The 19231-nt window shown below is 43.3% G+C and carries 17 protein-coding genes; 5 read left to right on the forward strand and 12 right to left on the reverse strand.

Features of this window, described 5'->3' with window-relative positions; translation table 11 throughout:
- Positions 1-4 precede the first annotated feature (4 nt).
- Positions 5-805: an indole-3-glycerol phosphate synthase TrpC gene (trpC, locus tag FPZ44_RS15955; protein ID WP_261378393.1), complete on the reverse strand. Its 801-nt coding sequence runs from the start codon at positions 803-805 to the stop codon at positions 5-7.
- Between the two features lie 485 nt (positions 806-1290).
- Here trpC and FPZ44_RS15960 point away from each other — a divergent pair, with 485 nt between their 5' ends.
- On the forward strand, positions 1291-2019 hold the full coding sequence (locus FPZ44_RS15960) for a LytTR family transcriptional regulator DNA-binding domain-containing protein (RefSeq protein ID WP_144991522.1): 729 nt from the start codon (positions 1291-1293) through the stop codon (positions 2017-2019).
- A gap of 91 nt (positions 2020-2110) precedes the next feature.
- Here the strand turns inward: FPZ44_RS15960 and FPZ44_RS15965 are convergent, their stop codons facing one another.
- The 7 genes from FPZ44_RS15965 to FPZ44_RS15995 form a co-directional block, all read right to left on the reverse strand.
- Positions 2111-2692 carry a histidine phosphatase family protein gene (locus FPZ44_RS15965; RefSeq protein ID WP_144991523.1) on the reverse strand — a complete coding sequence of 194 codons (582 nt, stop codon included), beginning with the start codon at positions 2690-2692 and terminating at the stop codon, positions 2111-2113.
- Between the two features lie 45 nt (positions 2693-2737).
- Positions 2738-3166 (reverse strand): GNAT family N-acetyltransferase, encoded by a 429-nt coding sequence (locus tag FPZ44_RS15970; RefSeq protein ID WP_144991524.1) that lies wholly within the window; start codon positions 3164-3166, stop codon positions 2738-2740.
- Positions 3163-3999: a hypothetical protein gene (locus FPZ44_RS15975; RefSeq protein ID WP_144991525.1), complete on the reverse strand. Its 837-nt coding sequence runs from the start codon at positions 3997-3999 to the stop codon at positions 3163-3165. Before FPZ44_RS15975 ends, FPZ44_RS15970 begins: the two co-directional genes overlap by 4 nt.
- Positions 4000-4275: 276 nt before the next feature.
- Positions 4276-4788: a GNAT family N-acetyltransferase gene (locus FPZ44_RS15980; RefSeq protein WP_144991526.1), complete on the reverse strand. Its 513-nt coding sequence runs from the start codon at positions 4786-4788 to the stop codon at positions 4276-4278.
- Positions 4789-4804: 16 nt separating this feature from the next.
- Positions 4805-5254, reverse strand: coding sequence for a VOC family protein (locus FPZ44_RS15985; RefSeq protein ID WP_144991527.1), 450 nt, complete (start codon positions 5252-5254; stop codon positions 4805-4807).
- Positions 5255-5269: 15 nt separating this feature from the next.
- Positions 5270-5731 (reverse strand): DUF3891 family protein, encoded by a 462-nt coding sequence (locus FPZ44_RS15990; RefSeq protein WP_261378344.1) that lies wholly within the window; start codon positions 5729-5731, stop codon positions 5270-5272.
- An 87-nt stretch (positions 5732-5818) separates the two neighbouring features.
- Positions 5819-7849, reverse strand: a complete 2031-nt coding sequence (locus FPZ44_RS15995; protein WP_144991529.1) for a methyl-accepting chemotaxis protein — start codon at positions 7847-7849, stop codon at positions 5819-5821.
- A gap of 317 nt (positions 7850-8166) precedes the next feature.
- On the opposite strand from FPZ44_RS15995, the gene trhA reads away from it, so the two are divergent.
- Positions 8167-8814 carry a PAQR family membrane homeostasis protein TrhA gene (gene trhA, locus FPZ44_RS16000; RefSeq protein ID WP_144991530.1) on the forward strand — a complete coding sequence of 216 codons (648 nt, stop codon included), beginning with the start codon at positions 8167-8169 and terminating at the stop codon, positions 8812-8814.
- 116 nt (positions 8815-8930) lie between these two features.
- Here the strand turns inward: trhA and FPZ44_RS16005 are convergent, their stop codons facing one another.
- From FPZ44_RS16005 to pcp, 3 genes are all read right to left on the reverse strand, one after another.
- Positions 8931-10124 (reverse strand): GntR family transcriptional regulator, encoded by a 1194-nt coding sequence (locus FPZ44_RS16005; RefSeq protein WP_261378345.1) that lies wholly within the window; start codon positions 10122-10124, stop codon positions 8931-8933.
- Positions 10125-10447: 323 nt separating this feature from the next.
- Entirely contained in the window at positions 10448-12811 is a 2364-nt protein-coding gene (helD, locus tag FPZ44_RS16010; RefSeq protein ID WP_261378346.1) for an RNA polymerase recycling motor HelD, read from the reverse strand.
- A 64-nt stretch (positions 12812-12875) separates the two neighbouring features.
- Positions 12876-13535 (reverse strand): pyroglutamyl-peptidase I, encoded by a 660-nt coding sequence (pcp, locus tag FPZ44_RS16015; RefSeq protein ID WP_144991531.1) that lies wholly within the window; start codon positions 13533-13535, stop codon positions 12876-12878.
- Positions 13536-13694: 159 nt separating this feature from the next.
- On the opposite strand from pcp, the gene FPZ44_RS16020 reads away from it, so the two are divergent.
- The 3 genes from FPZ44_RS16020 to FPZ44_RS16030 all read left to right on the forward strand — a co-directional run bounded on the left by FPZ44_RS16020 (position 13695) and on the right by FPZ44_RS16030 (position 18666).
- Complete coding sequence (locus tag FPZ44_RS16020) at positions 13695-14138, forward strand: DUF441 domain-containing protein (RefSeq protein ID WP_144991881.1); 444 nt, start codon at positions 13695-13697, stop codon at positions 14136-14138.
- A 504-nt stretch (positions 14139-14642) separates the two neighbouring features.
- Entirely contained in the window at positions 14643-16382 is a 1740-nt protein-coding gene (locus tag FPZ44_RS16025; protein WP_144991532.1) for an ABC transporter ATP-binding protein, read from the forward strand.
- Positions 16383-16545: 163 nt separating this feature from the next.
- Complete coding sequence (locus FPZ44_RS16030; RefSeq protein ID WP_144991533.1) at positions 16546-18666, forward strand: ABC transporter ATP-binding protein; 2121 nt, start codon at positions 16546-16548, stop codon at positions 18664-18666.
- Between the two features lie 220 nt (positions 18667-18886).
- Here the strand turns inward: FPZ44_RS16030 and FPZ44_RS16035 are convergent, their stop codons facing one another.
- Positions 18887-19096 (reverse strand): DUF2524 domain-containing protein, encoded by a 210-nt coding sequence (locus tag FPZ44_RS16035; protein ID WP_144991534.1) that lies wholly within the window; start codon positions 19094-19096, stop codon positions 18887-18889.
- Between the last annotated feature and the right edge of the window lie 135 nt (positions 19097-19231).

The following is a 19231-nucleotide window of genomic DNA, read 5'->3' on the forward strand; positions in this document are numbered from 1 at the left end:
CTGCTTACGGGTTCGATTTAACTTCATTCGCAACACCTGCAAATTGACGAACTTTACTCACCACATCTGGCGCTTTAAGCAGCGCTTCCCCGACTAGCATCGCATCGAAGCCTAATTGCTCCGCTTTCCTAGCATCATCCGGGGTCGACAAGCCGCTTTCGCTGACCGTCAGCGTTGCAGCTGGCAATCCAGAACGCATACGTTCTGAACGCTGTAAATCAACATCAAAGGATTGCAAATCCCGATTGTTAATGCCGATAATAGCCGCCCCCGCTTCAACAGCCCGCTGGGTTTCCCCTTCTGTAAAGCACTCTACGAGCGCCTGCATACCAAGCTCATGGGCAAGGACTATCATTTCTTTCAATTGGCTAGGGTCAATGGCTCGTACAATCATCAACACAGCATCCGCCCCGACCGATCGAGCTTCATAGATTTGATAAGGGTCAATAATAAATTCCTTATACATAACAGGAATGTGAACATGCTCATCATTCGCGATTAACTCCACAATTTCAGCTCCGCCGCCAAAAAACATTTTGTCAGCTAAGACAGATATTGCGCGTGCACCATGTTCGGAATAAATGCGAGCCAACTCTAATGGATTATATTTTTCCCGGAACGTCCCTTTAGAAGGGGATTTCTCTTTCACTTCCGCGATTAGCGATATTCCCGGCTGATTAAGAGCCTCATAGAATGGCCGCGGACGGCGCACCTCTGCCAGCTTTGCTTGTATTTCTTGCAATGGCTTGAGCCGAATTTTTTCTGCTACTTCCTTATGCTTGTTTTCTAAAATTTCATCCAACATAAACACGAATTAGTTCCTCCTTATCATTTGAACTTGAGCATATCATTGATATAATACTACTTGTCCCATGTGTTAAATCGGAATTAGTAGTTTGTTTAACCTTAATCATGAGATGAAGAATGAAACGTATGCTACGCTTGCTCCACTTCATCTTTCAAAATCTGTGAAATAGAGGCTGCAATTAAAACAATGGTAGAATAATTGAATGGTCTGATTAACGTTGAAATAGCAGAAAGTGGATTGCTGAAGTGGATTTAAAAATAGAGCAGTCACATATGAAGGAGGTGACAAAACGATTGATGCAAGAGGAATAATACCGCAACATCCAAGACATAAGTTACGTATGAAGCATTACCATTTGCTAGAAGTGAATTTATTGTATACTATAAAAACCATTTAGGATATAGCTCAGTAGTATGCGGTAAACAATTCGGTAGTAAATGGCGCGAAATTTGTCAAAATAGATAGAGTGGGAGGATTGAACCATGCAAGAATTTACTACTGTTGTTGCCATTAACAATGAAGAAACGAGAGAAAAGGTTATGGCCTGTGTAACTTCTTTAGGCAGTGCAAGCATCCACATCGCTCGTTCGAAGAACAGACTCATTCAGCTATGCATGGATTTGGAGCCTGATCTCGTCCTTACCAGTACACTTCTAAAAGAAGAAAGCATGATTATGGCTTGCCATGAAATCCATCTTCGAGGTGTTGACCCGCCTTTTTTATTTTTACAAGAAGATGCTACATCTCAACCTCTTCCTCAACACTTCGTAACAGACAAAATTGCCGTCTTGAAGCAGCTGTCCGCAGAACATATCGAACAAGGAATTCGTCGACTGCTGCCCGCCAAAGTTCGTACGAATCAGCTAAAGCCCCATCTTATCGTATGCAAACTGAAAGACCATTCATTTTCCATTCGGGAAGATACCATTCTATTTGTAGAAAAGATCAGCCGCTTATATTCCGACATTGTTCTTACGGACTCCTCTCGCATTCGCACCTTATCTACCTTGAAAGAGATTTACACACAAGCCAAAGATTTATTTCAATCTCACCGCAGCTATTTAGTTAACAAGCTCCATATTCAAAAAATACTGCCGGATATGCTCATACCAGGGAACTATTCGATCCTGCTACACGAATCTGCCTTCCATCCTCCGTTATCTAGAAGATACTATGAACGATTTTTGCTACTAAATGGACCTGAGAAATAAGTAACCGGTATGATATAAAGCGACCCGGTACCAGATCACGTTTATCGCAAGTGCAACGTGTATCCAATACCGGGTCGTCCTATATTCTATATTATTGCTTATCTACATGTGCCGTACAATTGTAAAGCTCACACTGCCAAGTATTGTCGGACTGGACAATGTTGGACACAGAAGTATTTTTCAAGCGAGTCTCAGCCTTATAAGTAGGCAGCAATACTTCAAACAAATGTCTAATAAATGCGCCGTGGCCTACAAGTAATACATTTTGTCCAGCATGCTTGTCCGTCACATCTTGAACCAATGACAAAATCCTCGCAAACACTTGATCCTTAGACTCCATACCTAAATCCAGCTCGCGCCAATTTTCTCCCCACTTGGCCACACGCTCTTCTTCGGTCGTGCCTTCGATGAGACCGCCATTTACTTCACGCAATCTGTCGTCCAACAATACTTCCACATCGCTCATTTCACTGGCAATCGCCTCAGCTGTTGTCTTAGCGCGGGATAATGGGCTTGTATAAATAACATCCCATTGTTCCTTGCTCAATCGATTTGCCAGCTGCTGCGCCTCCAACAAGCCGCTCTCATTAAGAGGAATGTCAGAACTTCCTTGTGCTCTTCCTTCCTTGTTCCATTCCGTACTTCCGTGTCGTATAATTCCTATTCTAGTCATTGTGCAACCTCATTATCGTATTTATCCTAAGTCTTCCTAAGATAGCTAAACATATTTTTTAAATGCTTTACTTCCAGTACCATCATACCCTAATCGAGTATAGAATTCATGTGCTTGTTCGCGCTGTGATTGGCTTGTCAGCATAATCTTTACACAATGAAGCTCTTTGCATAGCTGCTCAATATGATTCATGAGCTTCGCGCCATAACCTCTACCTTGGTATTCCCCCGATACGATCACTCGTTCAACAACAGCAAATGGCTGATGGCCACTTAAAGCGTCTGCACATAAATGTACATGGGCGGTACCAATAATTCTATCTTCGTCCTCATAGACAAACAAATAACTATTAGTACTAAGCTTAATGTATTCTAAGCGTTCTCCCAGCACCTTAACATTAGCGTTGGTGGGAAGCAGTTCTTTGTATAAACGCTCGATCTCTTCGGCGTCTCTTGCTTCCGCTTCTCTTATCATTTTACTACTCCTGCCTTGACTCGACCGCCTTCTCGAATGAGCCACTCTCCTGTTGCCCAATCATTAAGTTCTACTTCAGCATCTTGTGCCAGGTAATATAGATCGATACGAATGGTCAGCAGCTCATTCCATGGAGACTGAATTAACACAGAACGGAATATTTCATCCAAACCCGGAATCGCAAATCCAGAAGGTCCAGGGAACAGCGCTTCCATCTCTGATCTTGGAATATTCGTTTCCAGCGCAAATTGCAACATAGGTTTATTTGCATACTTATCATAAACAAGCTCAAACTTAGGTGTTCGCTTACGATCAAAGCTCGTAATATCTTCAGCGAACTCCGTTTCATCAGCAGGAATAATAAATGGCCAATCTTCTTCTGGATAATGATAGACATTACTGTGTGATGCAAGTACATTCAACACCCGCTCCCATTCGGGACGAGAGATAATGGAAGTGGGCAGATTGACCCCCGTATGATCGACACCGACGATTCTTCCTTTTAACAGCGCATGCAGCTTATCGATAGGGAGATAGTGAGCATGGTTAAGTTCGTGATTAGACGTTACAACTGCCTTTGCTGCAATCGTTTCCAAATCAATCGCCAGTTGGCGCTTGCTCTTCACATCATCAAACGTAATGACCGGAAATGTTACGTCATCCCCTCGAATTACAGTTGAAGGTAAATATTGTTCTGGCATCAAGGTGAAGCAAACTGCAGTGTTTTCTTTATTAGCTAAATCAAGGAACAGATCACCGAACAGATTTATCCAGTCTTTTTCATTTTCATTCGAATTTGGAAAAACAATATTGATCGTTTGCAAGCGAGTCATATTATCTTCATCTCCTCTTCCGTTATGGTTCAACCTGTATTCTGCTAGTTGGTTCCCCTGACTTTCATATGGCTAAATTTGGACATCACTTACCTATTATACGCTTACGAACACCTGTACCTCAACTTACATTTCAATGTGAAACTAATTTTAATTTTCTATGAATGGAAATCCGATAAGATAGCAAACAAGGGCTGACCCGCTGCTATAAACATAACGGGCAACCCTTGTTTGCTATTAGATAAGAAATGATATTTGTACAGAGAAAATAAAGTATTAGACTGAGTGGAACGTATCTAGACTTTTAATCGCAAACATCGAATTATCATCTTGAATGATGCCTGTATCTACAAAACCAAATGAAGCGTATAATGTTTTAGCTTTGACATTACTTGTTCGATAAAAGAGGGCTACATATTCTGCTTCCCCATATGGCATCGTTTCAATATCCGTCAACATTTTTTCCAAGGCAAGTCTGCCATATCCTTTCCCCTGATAACTCTTATCAATCATAATATGCCAAATAAAATAGCTCTTTTTCTCGTAAAAAACTTCATTTTCAAATGATTCGTGGTCCAACGTATCATAATCATACATCAAAAATCCAACTACAACTTCATCGGCATAAATGGCAAAGGGAGTCGCTGGTATCCCGTCTGCGTTCAGCACATAAGCGTCTGCAATGCTTCTGAGGTTAGTCGTTTGTATAAAGTCTTTCTGGTGTTCTCCAACTTCAAGTTCTATTACTTCATCTATGTTATCTCCAGTTATTTTTCGTAATTCAATCATTTTTTTATCTCCTCTCCTAACGGCGATGCAGCTCGACCCATTCACTTAAATAAGGTACATAGCCAATATCTTTTGGCTCTTCTTGCAGCCACGAGATAAATTCCAGTTCATTTCCATCTGGATCTTCAAAATAGACCGCAGCTGCCGGCATCCATGTATGTACTAAAGGTTCAATCGGTTGTTTACCGAATGACTCTATAGGCTGTATTCCTTTTTCCTTCAACCATTCTATCGAGTTTAATAAGTCTTCTAAATCAACACCAAATGCAAAATGCCTCTTACTAACTGCTGCTCCATGTGGCACTTCCCATATCCCTAGCATTTGTCTATCCGTTCCCATATAAAAGAAGGCGACTCTTCTTTCTTCGATAAAGTGAGCTAGTTCTAGCCCTAGTTTTTTGTAAAATGTGATGGATTGTTCCAAATTAGTTACTTGGATATGCGTTTCATACAAATTGTTAATCATTCGCCCAACCTCCACTTAGTTTTTAAATGTCACTGTGAGTTCTGACCATTTCGTTTCTTTATAGGCAGCATGAATTCCAATACGGCTTATGACATCTTTTGCGACGTATTTGGACTTCATCGTGGCTGTAAACTCACTGTCAAACACACAAGGATCGATCTTAATTTCGTTAGCGCTAATCCAACGCGCATTTATTTTCTGCCCCTTAATAATCGTTTCGAATCCTTCCTTGTACCACGGATGCTCATTCACTTTAGACACCCCGGGTTCATTCATGCAAACATATAAAGAAATGTCATCACATAACTGCAACAGTTTAAAATGGCTTGCAACCATATGTTCATCAAGTTCACCTAATCTAGCTCGAATTCGCTGTTGTCTTTCCTTTTCATTCGCTATGAAATGGATACAATCTAACAGCTCAGATCTTTGTATATGTACGAATGAAGAATCCCCCAATCTAGTTGCAATAACCACATTTCTTATTCATTCATTTTGTATATTTCATCCAATATAATCCATTATATCTCAAAATCCCTCACTTTGCCTAGCAAGCTTATACTATTAGATTTGATATTTATCCACTAGGACTTCTAATTCACTAGATAATTGATTTAAATGATCTGCTGAAGCAGAAAGATTACCAATCGACTTTTTTTGTTCATCTGCCGACAGAGAAATGATATTTAAACGCTCAAGTGAATCACGAGCAATCGTCACGATTTCTTGCATAGAGGCCGTCACTTGTTCTGTACTTGCGGACATTTCCTCAGACGTTGCTGAAACTTCAAGCGTCTGCTGATAAATCCGCTCAATAGAGCTCAATATCGATTGGAAGGTAGTTCCCGTAGCGCCAGCAATCTTCACACCTTTATCCATCTCCTGCATACCTTTGGCTATGGATGCCGCAGCTTCTTGCGTTGCTGCTGCGATATCAGCTACCATGCCGCGAATTGTATTGGACGCTTCTGCCGTCTGTTCTGCCAGCTTCTTCACTTCCTGAGCAACAACTGCAAAGCCGCGACCATGCTCACCTGCTCTGGCTGCTTCAATCGATGCGTTAAGAGACAATAAATTCGTCTGACTTGCAATCTCCAATATCATCGTGACGATTTTTTCAATATCGTTTGACTTCTCTTCCAATGTACTCACCGTGCTAGCCGTTACAGCCATGGACTGCTTAAGGCGATTCATTTGCATCATTGTAGATTGAATCTCTTGATGACCACGGTTGACTAAAGAAAGTCCTTGCTGCGTCGTATCTGACACGACTGATGCCGACTCGGCTATTCGTTGAATGCCTCCAGCCATTTCTTCCATCGCATTGCGCGTTTGATTGGCGCCATCATATTGTGCATCTGATCCTTGCACAACCGTATGTACGGACTCAGATACTTTATGAGCAGCAGATGTTGTCACTTCTGCAACACCGCTCAACTGCTTGGAAGAACGCGTAAGCTGCTGAGTCGCTTCCTTCATTTTCAGCATCATCTCTACAATGGAGTCGAGCATTTCATTAATATTGCGCTGCAGCAAAGACATCTCATGATTGCCTTTAACATGCAAGCGTGAGGACACCTCTCCACGTGCAACCCGCTTCATAAGATTTGAAATATTTCGGATCGGTCCTATAATCATATTGGCCACTAAATAAGCAACCACTCCCACAAGCAAGGCAGTAATACCTATTAAGCACCATGCCAACACCTTTGAGTCTTCGATTGTTTTTAATAAAGAATCTTCCGAAGCTGTTATAACGAGACGCCAACCACTGGCTTCCGCAATTTCTGCATAAGCTGCCGACTTATTTTCCCCATTCGTTTCTTGATAGTTAATGTAGCCTTCATGCTTCGCCATGACTTCTTCTTGGAACATGACCACTTTACCTTGCGTAGAATAACTAGCAAATGGCTGTGCCCAGCGCTCCGGATCTTTATGCACAACAATATTCAGCTTCGGCGAAAGAATAAAGGTGTAGCTATTCTCTCCGTATGTCACTTTCTTGATTAAAGCGTTTACATCTTGAAGTTCAAGTACAGCAACCAAACCGCCAGTAAACTCTCCCGCCTCTGATAAAATAGGATGGGAAACAGCAACGACCGGCTGCTTGTCATCTAGTTTTTTCTCAATATCAGACACAAACGCTTCTTTCGACTGCTGCATCTGCTTGAATAGCTCTAGATCCTCAATACTTTTCTTGCTGCCATCAGGTTTGTACAGTAACCCATTGCTATCCACATACCCATAATATACAACCTCTTCATCACTGCTGCCCGCTGCCTTCAACGTCGGGATCAACGCCGACAGATCATTCGCCCCCAGCTCAGGGTGATTATCATCAATGTTCACGAGAGCTGCTTTCTTACTAGCGAACCATTGATCCAAGAAGCTAGCACTTATATGCGCAATCCTTTGCTGATCTTGACGCGTCGTCTTCGTCAGCAGTGCCGAATAATTCGTAATCAATAACGTAGTTGTCACGAGTAGAGGAATAAGCGTCACCGCCAGGATCGGAACAATCATTTTTACACGTAAAGAACCAAAAACTTTTCTGAGTAATCGTAGAATAACTCCCACTTCGATCTTCTGTTTCATTTTTCTATGCCCCCCATGATGATCCAATGAACCTAATTTCTATGCCTTTAGTCCTATATTTTATGTCATCCTTTTACTTATATCGCATCTATTTGCATCTAAACAAGGAAAAGCGAACGATGAAAGAAGAAACAATATGAACTAAAATATAGTTCGATCCATAATTTACAGATTCATTCATTTTAGGAATGAATGATAGACTCATTTTCACTATGACGTTTGCTATTTGCAGGACCAATCACAGTTCGATACAATTAAATTAACATCTTAATAGGCAATCTATCTTGATCATGTTCGGCTAAAGAGGAGTGATTTACATGGCCGTCACCCACACATATTCAAAGGGAGAAGAAATCGCAAATGCGATTACGCATGGTATTGGAGCTTTACTAAGTATTGCTGCTCTTACCCTGCTTATCGTGTTTGCGGCTATTTATGGAGAACCGCTGCATGTTGTCAGCTTCACCATATACGGCATATCTATGCTGCTGCTCTATACTTCCTCGACACTTGTGCACAGTTTTCCTGAAGGTAAAGTGAAAGATTTATTTGAGACATTCGACCATGCCTCCATCTATTTATTCATTGCTGGGACGTACACACCATTCGTGCTTATTGCTCTGCCAGCCAAGCTTGGCTGGACGTTATTCGCAGTGGTATGGACGATTGCCATCGGCGGTGTCGTGTTCAAAGCCTTCTATACGAAGCAATTTTTATTTGCCTCTACTGCACTCTACGTCGTTATGGGCTGGATTATTGTCTTCGCCTGGGAACCTCTTGTTCAAATTATGTCTGGATATGGTTTGAATCTACTTATAGCTGGCGGCATCCTGTATACGTTAGGGACCATTTTTTATGTATGGCGTGCATTTCCCTATCATCATATGGTATGGCATTTATTCGTATTAGCGGGTTCTGTAACCCACTTTTTATCTGTACTTACGCTGCTGCAAATTCATCGTTAACAGAGTGCGTAAGTATGATACAAAAAAAGCTGTCCGCAACCCTTCCCTTGGGTTGCAGACAGCTTTTTTTAGGCTGCACATGAAGATGGTTCACACCGAAATTCTCCTAGCCAATATTACGGAAGCTTCGCATAAACTTGCACGGGTGCGGATGAACGCTTGATGACAAGCTGCGGCGCTAGTATCACTTTCTCGTATTTGTTCACAGGATCAGCCGACGCATCGTCTTTATCCAGCCTTCTTATCAAGATCGAAGCAGCTCTTCTACCGATTTCATCCTCATTTTGATAAATGTGATCAAAGAATGTTTCATGCTCCGTTGAGCTTTCTGGATTATCGAAGGTTACAATTGAAATGTCTTCGGGCACTCGTAATTGCAGTCGTTTCGCTAGCTGGAGCAGCTGAATGCCAATCCTGCCGCTCAGTGCCACATAGGCGGTAGCTGTTCGATTGCGCATACATTCAGCTAGTAGATTTGAATCAACCGCTTCATGTTCAGAAGGCATTGGGAAATCGGTCAAAATAAGGGCAGGATCAATCATATGCCCGTTCCCTTCATAAGCGTTCATATAACCTGCAATTCTATCTTTTACACTCACACATTCCCGATAGGCATCCGTGCAAATGACGATTCGACGATGTCCGAATTGAAACAAATGCTCAACCGCCATTTGCGCACCAAGGCGATTATCCGAACACACATAGTCTGTCTCTACGCCAGGCAAATAACGATCGATCAGCACAAACGGGAAATGATTCACCTTCAAAGATAATATTTCCTCATTATATGTGTCCTTATCTACAGGAAAAATAAGCAGCCCTTCCGCACCTAACTGGACAAATTGTCGAATAAGCCGTTCTTCCTCTGCTTTGTTCCCATCACTGAACGCAACCATTAAGGTGAGTCCCCGTGCTTGCAAAGTTTCTCTTATTGCAGCTAGCAGCCGCATCGCAAATAAGTCATTCAAAGAAGGCATAACAAGGCCGACAAGACGGCTCTTTTCCATAGTTACGTGCTTATATATGGAGTCCGACTTTCCACTTGAGTCGTTAACTGAATGGGTCGATCCTACACGCGGAGCCGCTTCTGCTACAAAACTTCCCCGACCAGGAACTCGATAAATGAAACCTTCCTTCACAAGCGATGCAAGCGCATTCACAACAGTGATGCGACTCACTTCAAACTGAGCCATCAGCTCTTTCTCTGTCGGAATTCGATCATGTGCTGTTAGTTCTCCTTGCTCAATTCGACGCTGAATATATTGCTGGACCTGCATATAAAGTGGGGAGCGCGAATCATAATTCATCATTACGTAGTGGAGACACGTGATTGATGTCTATGGAGCAGCATACCAACCCAAATAGACTCACTCGTATCTCGCTCTCCTTATTCGATATGATTATAAATGATATTTACCCATTACTAACACGCATGACTATCGTAACTTTAAGCCTAGATTGAACAATGATAACGATAGGAAATGATAGGCATTTATTATGACCAATATATCATTTCTCCTTAACCTTCACAATCGAGGAATAACATTCCAATACAAACAACATAAAAAGCGCCTTTCTGCATCGCAATCATTCTGCTTGCAAAAGGCGCTTATCTGCTTAATTTAACGTACTTTTATTTCATTTCAGCAACAGGTAATAACGGCGATGGTTGCCCTACAGCATATAAATGCAGCTCATGAAGGGCTCGTGTGCAAACGGTATACAATAGCTTGCGATCCCGTTCATGGCCATAATGCTCCTGATCCGCATCCCAAATAATAACGCCATCGAACTCGAGCCCTTTTGCCAAATAAGACGGAATAACCCAGCAGCCTACAGAAAACTGCTGTGTATGCTTCGTCACACGTTTCAGTCCTTCCACCTGCTGACTGAGCAACTGATATACCTGTGCACTGGAAGCTTCATCTTTCGCTAATACGGCGATCGATTGACAGCCCGCTTCCCGCAATTGCTGCAACCGTTCGAATACAAGCTGAGGCCGTTCTGCTTCTGTAACAACATGAACAACCGGTGGCTTGCCATCACGATGAAACGGCTCTGCTGGCTCGCCATTTGGCAGGATGGCATGAGCGAATTCTGAAATCGGCTTTGTCGAGCGGTAGCTCTTCTTCAGTCTAATGACCGTAGATTTACGCTCTGGGAACATACGCTGCACCATTTCGACACGGCCAACCCGATTGGATTCATAAATCGCTTGGTTCCAATCCCCTAATATCGTGAATTTGCTCCGCGGGAACAAGCGAGACAACAGTGCGTACTGGAAGGCAGAGTAATCCTGCGCTTCATCTATAACAACTTGCCGGATATGGTTAAACGTATTGAAGCCCTCTATGCTCTCCATAATGTACAAGAAGACAGAAGCATCTTCGTAAGGGATGATACCCTCATTCATCCGAGCAAGTGTGTGTTCCCCCATATTTGCTACCAATGAAGCGGTAGGCATTATATCAGGATCAACATGTGAAGCTGCGATACCAGTCAACCCAGCCACAGCAACTTTCTCCGCACTCGTATTTGTTTGCTTGCTTGCGTCATGAGTAGATGCAGCTGCCAATGCGTTCTCACACCAGCGAGGCAAATGAGCGTTGAACTGCTCATAGAGAGCATCCCATTTGATAAATCCATAGGTATGCGCCTTACGTCGCATTTCTCTTACCCATTTGCTTACATGCTTTTTGCTCATTTGCATCATTTCTTCTTCTGATCCGATATAATTCGGTTGTTTCAGGAATCGTTGATACACCCGTTTAACTTCCCTCGCAGCCCAATCCTTCAAGTAGCCTTTAATCCACTCTCTTGTCTTATCCATACGAGCTGGCAGCGACCAATCCGCTAACGTAACATAGAAATGCTCCCTCAGCATCTCTTCTGTAATAACCGTTCGTTTAGGCGTACCCAAAGATTCAAAGGCAATTCCTTCATTCATCAGGCTTGTCACAAAGGCATCTGCAACTGCCATAAATGATTCGGAGGCTTTCCAGCGTGCCGAAGCCCGTTCCAACTGACCAACTTCTTCACTTGATGGATTCATCAACCGCTCTGCTTGATCATAGACGTCTTCAATTTGTCTCGTTGTCCGCAAACGATAATCCACATATTGCTGAAACGTCGTCTGTGTCATATTGGATTCGCCAAGCTCCGGTAAAATGTTGGACACATAATCGTTGAACAGATCATTCGGTGAAAAAAGAACCACCTGCTCCGAATGCATACTGTCGCGGTACTTATACAACAAATAAGCAATTCGCTGCATGGCAGCTGACGTCTTTCCACTTCCAGCCGCTCCTTGTACGATGAGCACTTCATGAGCATCGTCACGAATAATCGCATTCTGCTCTCGCTGGATCGTGCTTACAATGGTCTTCATTTTCGTATCCGCGCTGCGCTTCAACATATCTTGAAGCATGTCGTCTCCGATTTGAATCCCTGTATCGAAGACTGCTTCCAACTTGCTGCTGCGAATTAAATATTGACGCTTCAAGGTCATCTCGCCTGTAATGATACCCATCGGCGTACGATACCGCACGGGGCCTGGCGCATAATCATAGAACAAACTGGCGATTGGTGTTCTCCAGTCATAGACGAGATGTTCGCCATTTTCATCCGTAACCGACATCAATCCGATCGTAACAGGTAGTTTATCCACCTCGTATTCCTCACGGAAGTCGATTCGGCCAAAGTACGGGCTGCCGATATGCTTACCCAACTTCGTTAAGAGACGACGAGCGTGATCTTGAACACGCTCATAATTGGCCAAGTCTTTAGCTTGCTGCATAATGCTTACGTACGTTTCAAACAACTGTTCTTTATCAACGGACACTTCATCCCAAAAATGACGTTTCATCTCTACAATTTCTTGTTGCTGATCCCCAATTGTCGAGTGAAGTGATTCCATCTGCTTGTCCATAACCCGGACGATATGCGCTAATTTATGTTCTTCTTGGTCGTATTCCAATGCTGTTATATGATCGCTCACACTGCAGCCCCTTCCTCTTGCCTGTCTTTCAATTATTTAACCTAATACGACTGCGGAACAATGCTTAAGATTCACCATGCAAAATACCTGCGCTCACCGTACTCAATTCTTTCTCATCTATAGCCTCAATGCCCGCCGTCAACGCGCGGCGAATATATTCGAGCGACATGCTGGGCTTGCCTGGATGACGTACCGCTTGCTCTGGAATAAATGGAATATGTACAAATCCACCACGACAGCCTTTTAATAACGGCTCCGTTTCAATCATGTGCATGATCTTATAAAAGGTAGAGTTGCACACATACGTTCCTGCTGTATAAGAAACAGAGCAAGGAACCCCCGCCTGCTGAATCGCTTCTTTCATTGCCTTGAGCGGCAGTGTCGTCCAGTATGCTGCTGGACCATCGACTGCTACTGGCTCGTCCATTGGCTGTGCCCCATCATTATCAGGGATTACGGCATCCATTCCATTAATAGCTACCCGCTCCAATGTAATGTCTGGGCGTCCGCCGGCTTGACCGACAGACCAAATAACATCAGGTGTACCATTCAATGCGACTTCTTTCAACAATTCCCCAGAGCGCTGGAATGTAGTTGGCAGCAGCAGCGCTTTCACTTCATAGGCACCGATTTGTTGACCATCTAGTGTACGAACAGCTTCCCATGAAGGATTAATCGCTTCTCCATTGAATGGATCGAATCCAGTAATTAGCAGCTTTTTCATCCGTAGTCCTCCTCTATGTAATCCCGTTATATAAGATTAGACATTGTATATCCTTGATCATCTCACAGTGATATTTCGCAAGCAACAATTTTGCAATCAATAACGATTATGCTATCGTAAGTGCTAGCTAGAAAGGAGTTGTACGACAACATGACACAAATCGATACACCTGCGCTTATCCTGCTCATCCTAGCTGGACTGGGCTTGCTAAGCGGCAATTCCACGGTGACCATTGCGATGGTTATCCTGCTGCTATTGCGAGTTACGCAAGCACACACCCTATTTCCATGGATCGAGAAATACGGACTCACGATAGGAATCATCGTCTTGACGATCGGTGTAATGGCTCCGATTGCAAGCGGCAAATACGATCTGGCGACACTAACAGCGTCCTTCATGAACTGGAAGTCACTGCTTGCCATCGCAGTCGGCATCTTTGTCAGCTATCTTGGCGGTAGAGGCGTCGGTTTAATGTCCACCTCACCTACGATTGTCGCCGGTCTTCTCGTTGGCACAATCATCGGTGTTGCCCTATTTCGCGGTGTGCCAGTCGGGCCGCTCATTGCCGCCGGTATTCTTTCCTTATTTATTAGCAAAGGCTGATAACCATGCTCAATATGACTTTCGAAACCTAATCGTGGAAAAATGTTCCGAAAAACGGATTGACAATGTTTACATGCAGTGCTAGAATCAACAAGTCAGCTAAAGCAAACTTATTTCTAATTTTTAATCCAACTACTACATAACGAAAGGCAGGTGCTATCCATGTTGTTACTGAATCATATGGCGTTCGACGCCAACTATAACGTTAACTGCATACAGGAAGCCCTGCATATAAATGATACATCACTTTCTAAATAGGTAATCTTCTTTCAATTGTTCGTTACGTTGAACAAGAACGATTGAACTTTGACATTACCTTTTTAATCCAGTTGTGTCAAGTCATTTATCGGTTCGGGGCTTATCAGACCCGTACGTCTATATCTAATACGCACTAGGTATATCGTCTGCGACGGTATACCTTTTTTATATTTATTTACATGTGCGCTTAACCTAACGAACGAGGATTATGTTCCAATCCTCAAACAAAAAAGGATGTGGGAATCTATGCTTTCGGTATTATCCAAGCTCAGTTGGTTTTTCAAAGAACATAAGTGGCGCTATATATTTGGCGTTACACTGCTAGTCGTCGTCGGCATCCTTGAGCTGATTCCTCCAAGACTGCTCGGGCAAGCGATTGATGAGATTGTGTACGGTTCCATAACATGGGAATCCCTCAGTCGCTATATTGTGCTCAATATTGTATGGATGGTCGTTATTTATATTATAACCTACGGATGGATGTACTCTTTATTTGGAGCTTCTTTCATTGTGGAACGGAAACTCCGCAGTCGCTTTATGCGTCATCTGCTTAAAATGACGCCTACCTTCTACGAGAAGAACCGTACAGGGGACTTGATGGCTAAAGCAACCAACGACATGCGCTCCGTATCTCAAACGACGGGTTACGGCATGCTTCTTATTACCGACTCAACGGTGTTTCTGTTAACGGTGCTTGTAGCCATGAGTGTGCTCATCCATTGGAAGCTTACGCTAGCGGCTCTTCTTCCTCTTCCGATTATCGCGATTGCGATGAAAGTATTCGGTAAGATGATTCATGAGCGCTACACTACTGCACAAGATGCATTCGGAGTTATGAATGACCAAGTGCTTGAGTCGGTTGGAGGAGTACGTGTATTGCGTGCTTATGTACAGGAGCGCAATGATGAGGCACGCTTCCGCGATATTACACAAGACGTGTATAAGAAAAATGTCGCAGTTGCCAAAGTTGACGCCTTATTTGATCCGACCATTCGATTTGCAATTGGTCTAAGCTATATGATCGGTTTAGGGTATGGTGCCTACTTGATCATTCACAATGAACTAACGATCGGCGAACTGCTTGTGTTTAATATGTACTTAGGGATGCTCATCTGGCCGATGTTCGCGATTGGCGACTTAATTAATGTCATGCAGCGCGGTAACGCCTCCCTTGATCGAATTAATGACACGTTGTATTACAAGCCAGACGTTGCAGATGCAGCAACTACGCAAGATGTAATTGTCCCTGAGAAGTTTGAGTGGAAGCAGTATCAATTCCGCTACCCATCTTCTACAGTGAACAATTTGGAAGAAGTCACATTGACCTTGTTAAAAGGACAGACGCTGGGCATTGTTGGCCGGACAGGAAGCGGCAAGTCAACTTTCGTCAAACAACTGTTGCGTGAATACCCGCTCGGAAATGGAAATATGCTAGTCAACGGCGTTCCGCTGGATACAATCCCACTCGATCAAATTCGCAGCTGGATTGGTTATGTGCCGCAGGAGCAAATTTTATTTTCCAAAACCGTGGAACAAAATATTCGTTACGGTAATCAAGACGCAACAGAGCAAGATATTATGCAAAGCATTGATATGGCTTCGTTCACGCATGATCTTCCTACCTTGTCTCAAGGTACGCAGACGATTGTCGGTGAAAAAGGAGTCGCGTTATCTGGCGGACAGAAGCAGCGTGTGTCACTCGCCCGTTCCTTCATCTCCGATGCGGAAGTGCTCATTTTGGATGATGCTTTATCCGCAGTTGATGCTCGTACAGAAGCGAATATTATTACGAACCTTCGGAATTTGCGCGCGGGTAAGACAACATTAATTACGACCCATCGCCTTTCTGCAGTTGAACACGCTGACCAGATTATTGTGCTCGATGACGGCCGTATCGTTGAACAAGGAACGCACGAAGAGTTAATTCAACAAAACGGCTGGTATAAAGAGCAATTTGAGCGTCAGCAAATAGAGTCTTCCTTATAAAAGACAATACGAGCTATACGTTTTTTATACCCACAGCAGCATCGTATGAAACAGAAAAAATGCTGCTGATCAAACATGCATCAGCTGCGCTGGTTCATTGGGCATCTGCCCGAATCTGTAAGCAGCATTTCCAATTTGTAAGCGACAGGAGGTACTACCTTTTATGCAACTCGATTCGGAACAATCCGCTAAGCCGAAGCAAGTCGGCAAACGATTGTGGAACTATGCGATGCACTACAAAGGGACATTTATATTGTCCCTCATCATGCTTACCCTTGCGGTAGCAGCAGAATTAAGCGGGCCGTTCATTGCCAAGACGATTATCGATCGTCACATCCTTGGCATTGAGCACCCTTACTATAAGACAACAACTTCATCTAGCGATAATGTCACCTTTAACGGCAGCACTTACAAGCGATCGGATCGTTTTGAGCCAGGTGAAGTTAAAGGAGACGCGCTTCATATTTTACAAGTCGGCTACAGCTTCGTACTCGTAAATGAAGAAGTACCCAATCCAAAAGGAGAGCGGGCATTCAACGATGGAGTGTTGAAGATTACGACGAAGAATGGTGTTTGGGAAGGCGCTGCCTCCTCACTCTCCCTGCAACAAATGCTCGTATTTTATGAACCCGAAGTTCGCGGTATTTTATATTGGATGGCAATTTACGGATTGCTGCTATTTTTAAGCATTTTTATGAGCTTCGGTAAAATACTTGGGCTTCAGACAGCCGCTAACAAAGTCATTCGCAAACTTCGCGGTGATGTATATGTACATGTGCAGCGGTTGCCGATTCCTTACTTCGATAATCTCCCAGCAGGGAAAGTAGTATCGCGTATTACGAACGACACAGAAGCAGTCAAAGACTTATTCGTTGCGGTGCTATCAAACTTTACATCTGGCATTATTATGATTACAGGTATATATGTAGCCTTGTTCATCTTGGATGCACAATTAGCGTTAATCAGCTTATTGTTAGTTCCGATGATTATTTTGTGGATTGTGCTCTATCGCAAATTTGCAACAGGCTACAATACGATTATCCGTTCACGTCTTAGTGAAATAAATGCAATTATTAACGAATCGATTCAAGGGATGCCTGTCATCCGCGCTTTCCGTCGTGAGAAACATACGATGGACGAATTCGAGAATTTGAACAGTGATTACATGAAACACCAAAACAAGATGCTCAATCTAAACGCACTTACGTCTCATAACTTAGTTAACGTGCTGCGTAATATCGCATTTATTGCCGTGCTATGGTTCTTCGGTGGGGCCGCACTTAATGAAAGTGGAGTAATTACACTTGGTGTGCTCTATGCATTTACGGATTTGCTTGGCCGTATGTTCCACCCACTTACGGGTATGGTGAACCAACTTGCAAATCTGGATCAGTCCATTGTATCTGCAGGACGCGTATTCGAGCTTATGGATGAGCCAGTTGAACCGCACAGCGATGGCTCCATGCCGCGCTACAAAGGTCATGTTGTGTTTGACCAAGTATCATTTGCCTATAAAAAGGATGAGTATGTATTAAAGAATTTGAACTTTGAGGCGAAACCCGGCCAAACCGTTGCGCTTGTCGGTCATACTGGATCGGGTAAAAGTTCGATAATGAACTTGCTGTTCCGTTTCTACGATCCACAAAAAGGACAAATTCGGATCGACGATCAAGATATTACCGATGTACCAAAACAATGGCTGCGTCAGCATATGGGTATCGTGCTGCAAGATCCTTATTTGTTTACAGGAACAATTGCATCCAATGTTAGCTTAAACGACCCATCCATTTCGCGTGAAAAGGTTGAGGCTTGTTTGCAAGCTGTAGGCGCAGATCGCGTATTGAAGCAGCTTCCAAAAGGCATTGATGAGCCAGTTATCGAGAAAGGAAGCACGCTGTCTGCTGGACAACGCCAGCTTATCTCCTTTGCTCGTGCACTTGCTTATGAGCCAGCCATTCTTATTCTCGATGAGGCGACAGCCAATATTGATACAGAAACAGAGGCAATTATTCAAGACGCACTTGAGGTGTTGAAACGTGGAAGAACAACGTTTATAATTGCCCATCGCCTATCTACCATTCGCAGTGCTGATCTTATTCTCGTATTGAACCGTGGAGAAATTGTTGAGCAAGGTACGCATGATGAACTTATTGCACTTGGTGGACGCTATTTCCGAATGTATCAGCTGCAACAAGGCGGCAGTGTGACTGCTGACTCGTCCGCAGCACAAGGAAGCAGCAGCCCAGTTACGACAACCGTTACTACGCCAGTATCACCAGTGTAACAACTAACAGTCAGCTATTATTAAGCTAATCCACAATCTACATTTAGATGGCTGCGCATTAGTCTTGCTTCAGATCCTATTATCATTATCATCAGTAAGCAAGACTACATGAAATAACGAAGTTACGAAATAGAGCAGCAGAGCTGGCCTTACGGTCGCCCTGCTGCTCTTTTGTATTTCTTCATAAATGAAAAGTTAAAAAGTGCTAACAATCATAACATTAATTCAATCTGCATTTATTTTTAATAAAATGCAGTTGGTTCTCTACGTGATTAAGCTGATCTTGTATAGGCTGCGAAGATGCCGCTGGATCAGGATATTGTGACTTCAAGGAAGCCAACTGCTCCTTTAATTGCGGCACATCATGATTCGCCTGTGAGCAGTCATAATCACTATTTAAATCAAATTGAGATGAGAAGTTCTCTGTCATCGCAGCTCCTATTTTTTGCCTTTGGCATTATTACTGTCTGACGTACGAGTCGTTGTATTCTGATTTGCGTGACCTTGTTGTTTGTTCGCCATGACGCATCATCCTCCTTAATAGCTAGAGAGCCTCTAGACTTCC

The organism is Paenibacillus agilis (assembly GCF_007786455.1).
GTDB lineage: Bacteria > Bacillota > Bacilli > Paenibacillales > Paenibacillaceae > Paenibacillus_B > Paenibacillus_B agilis.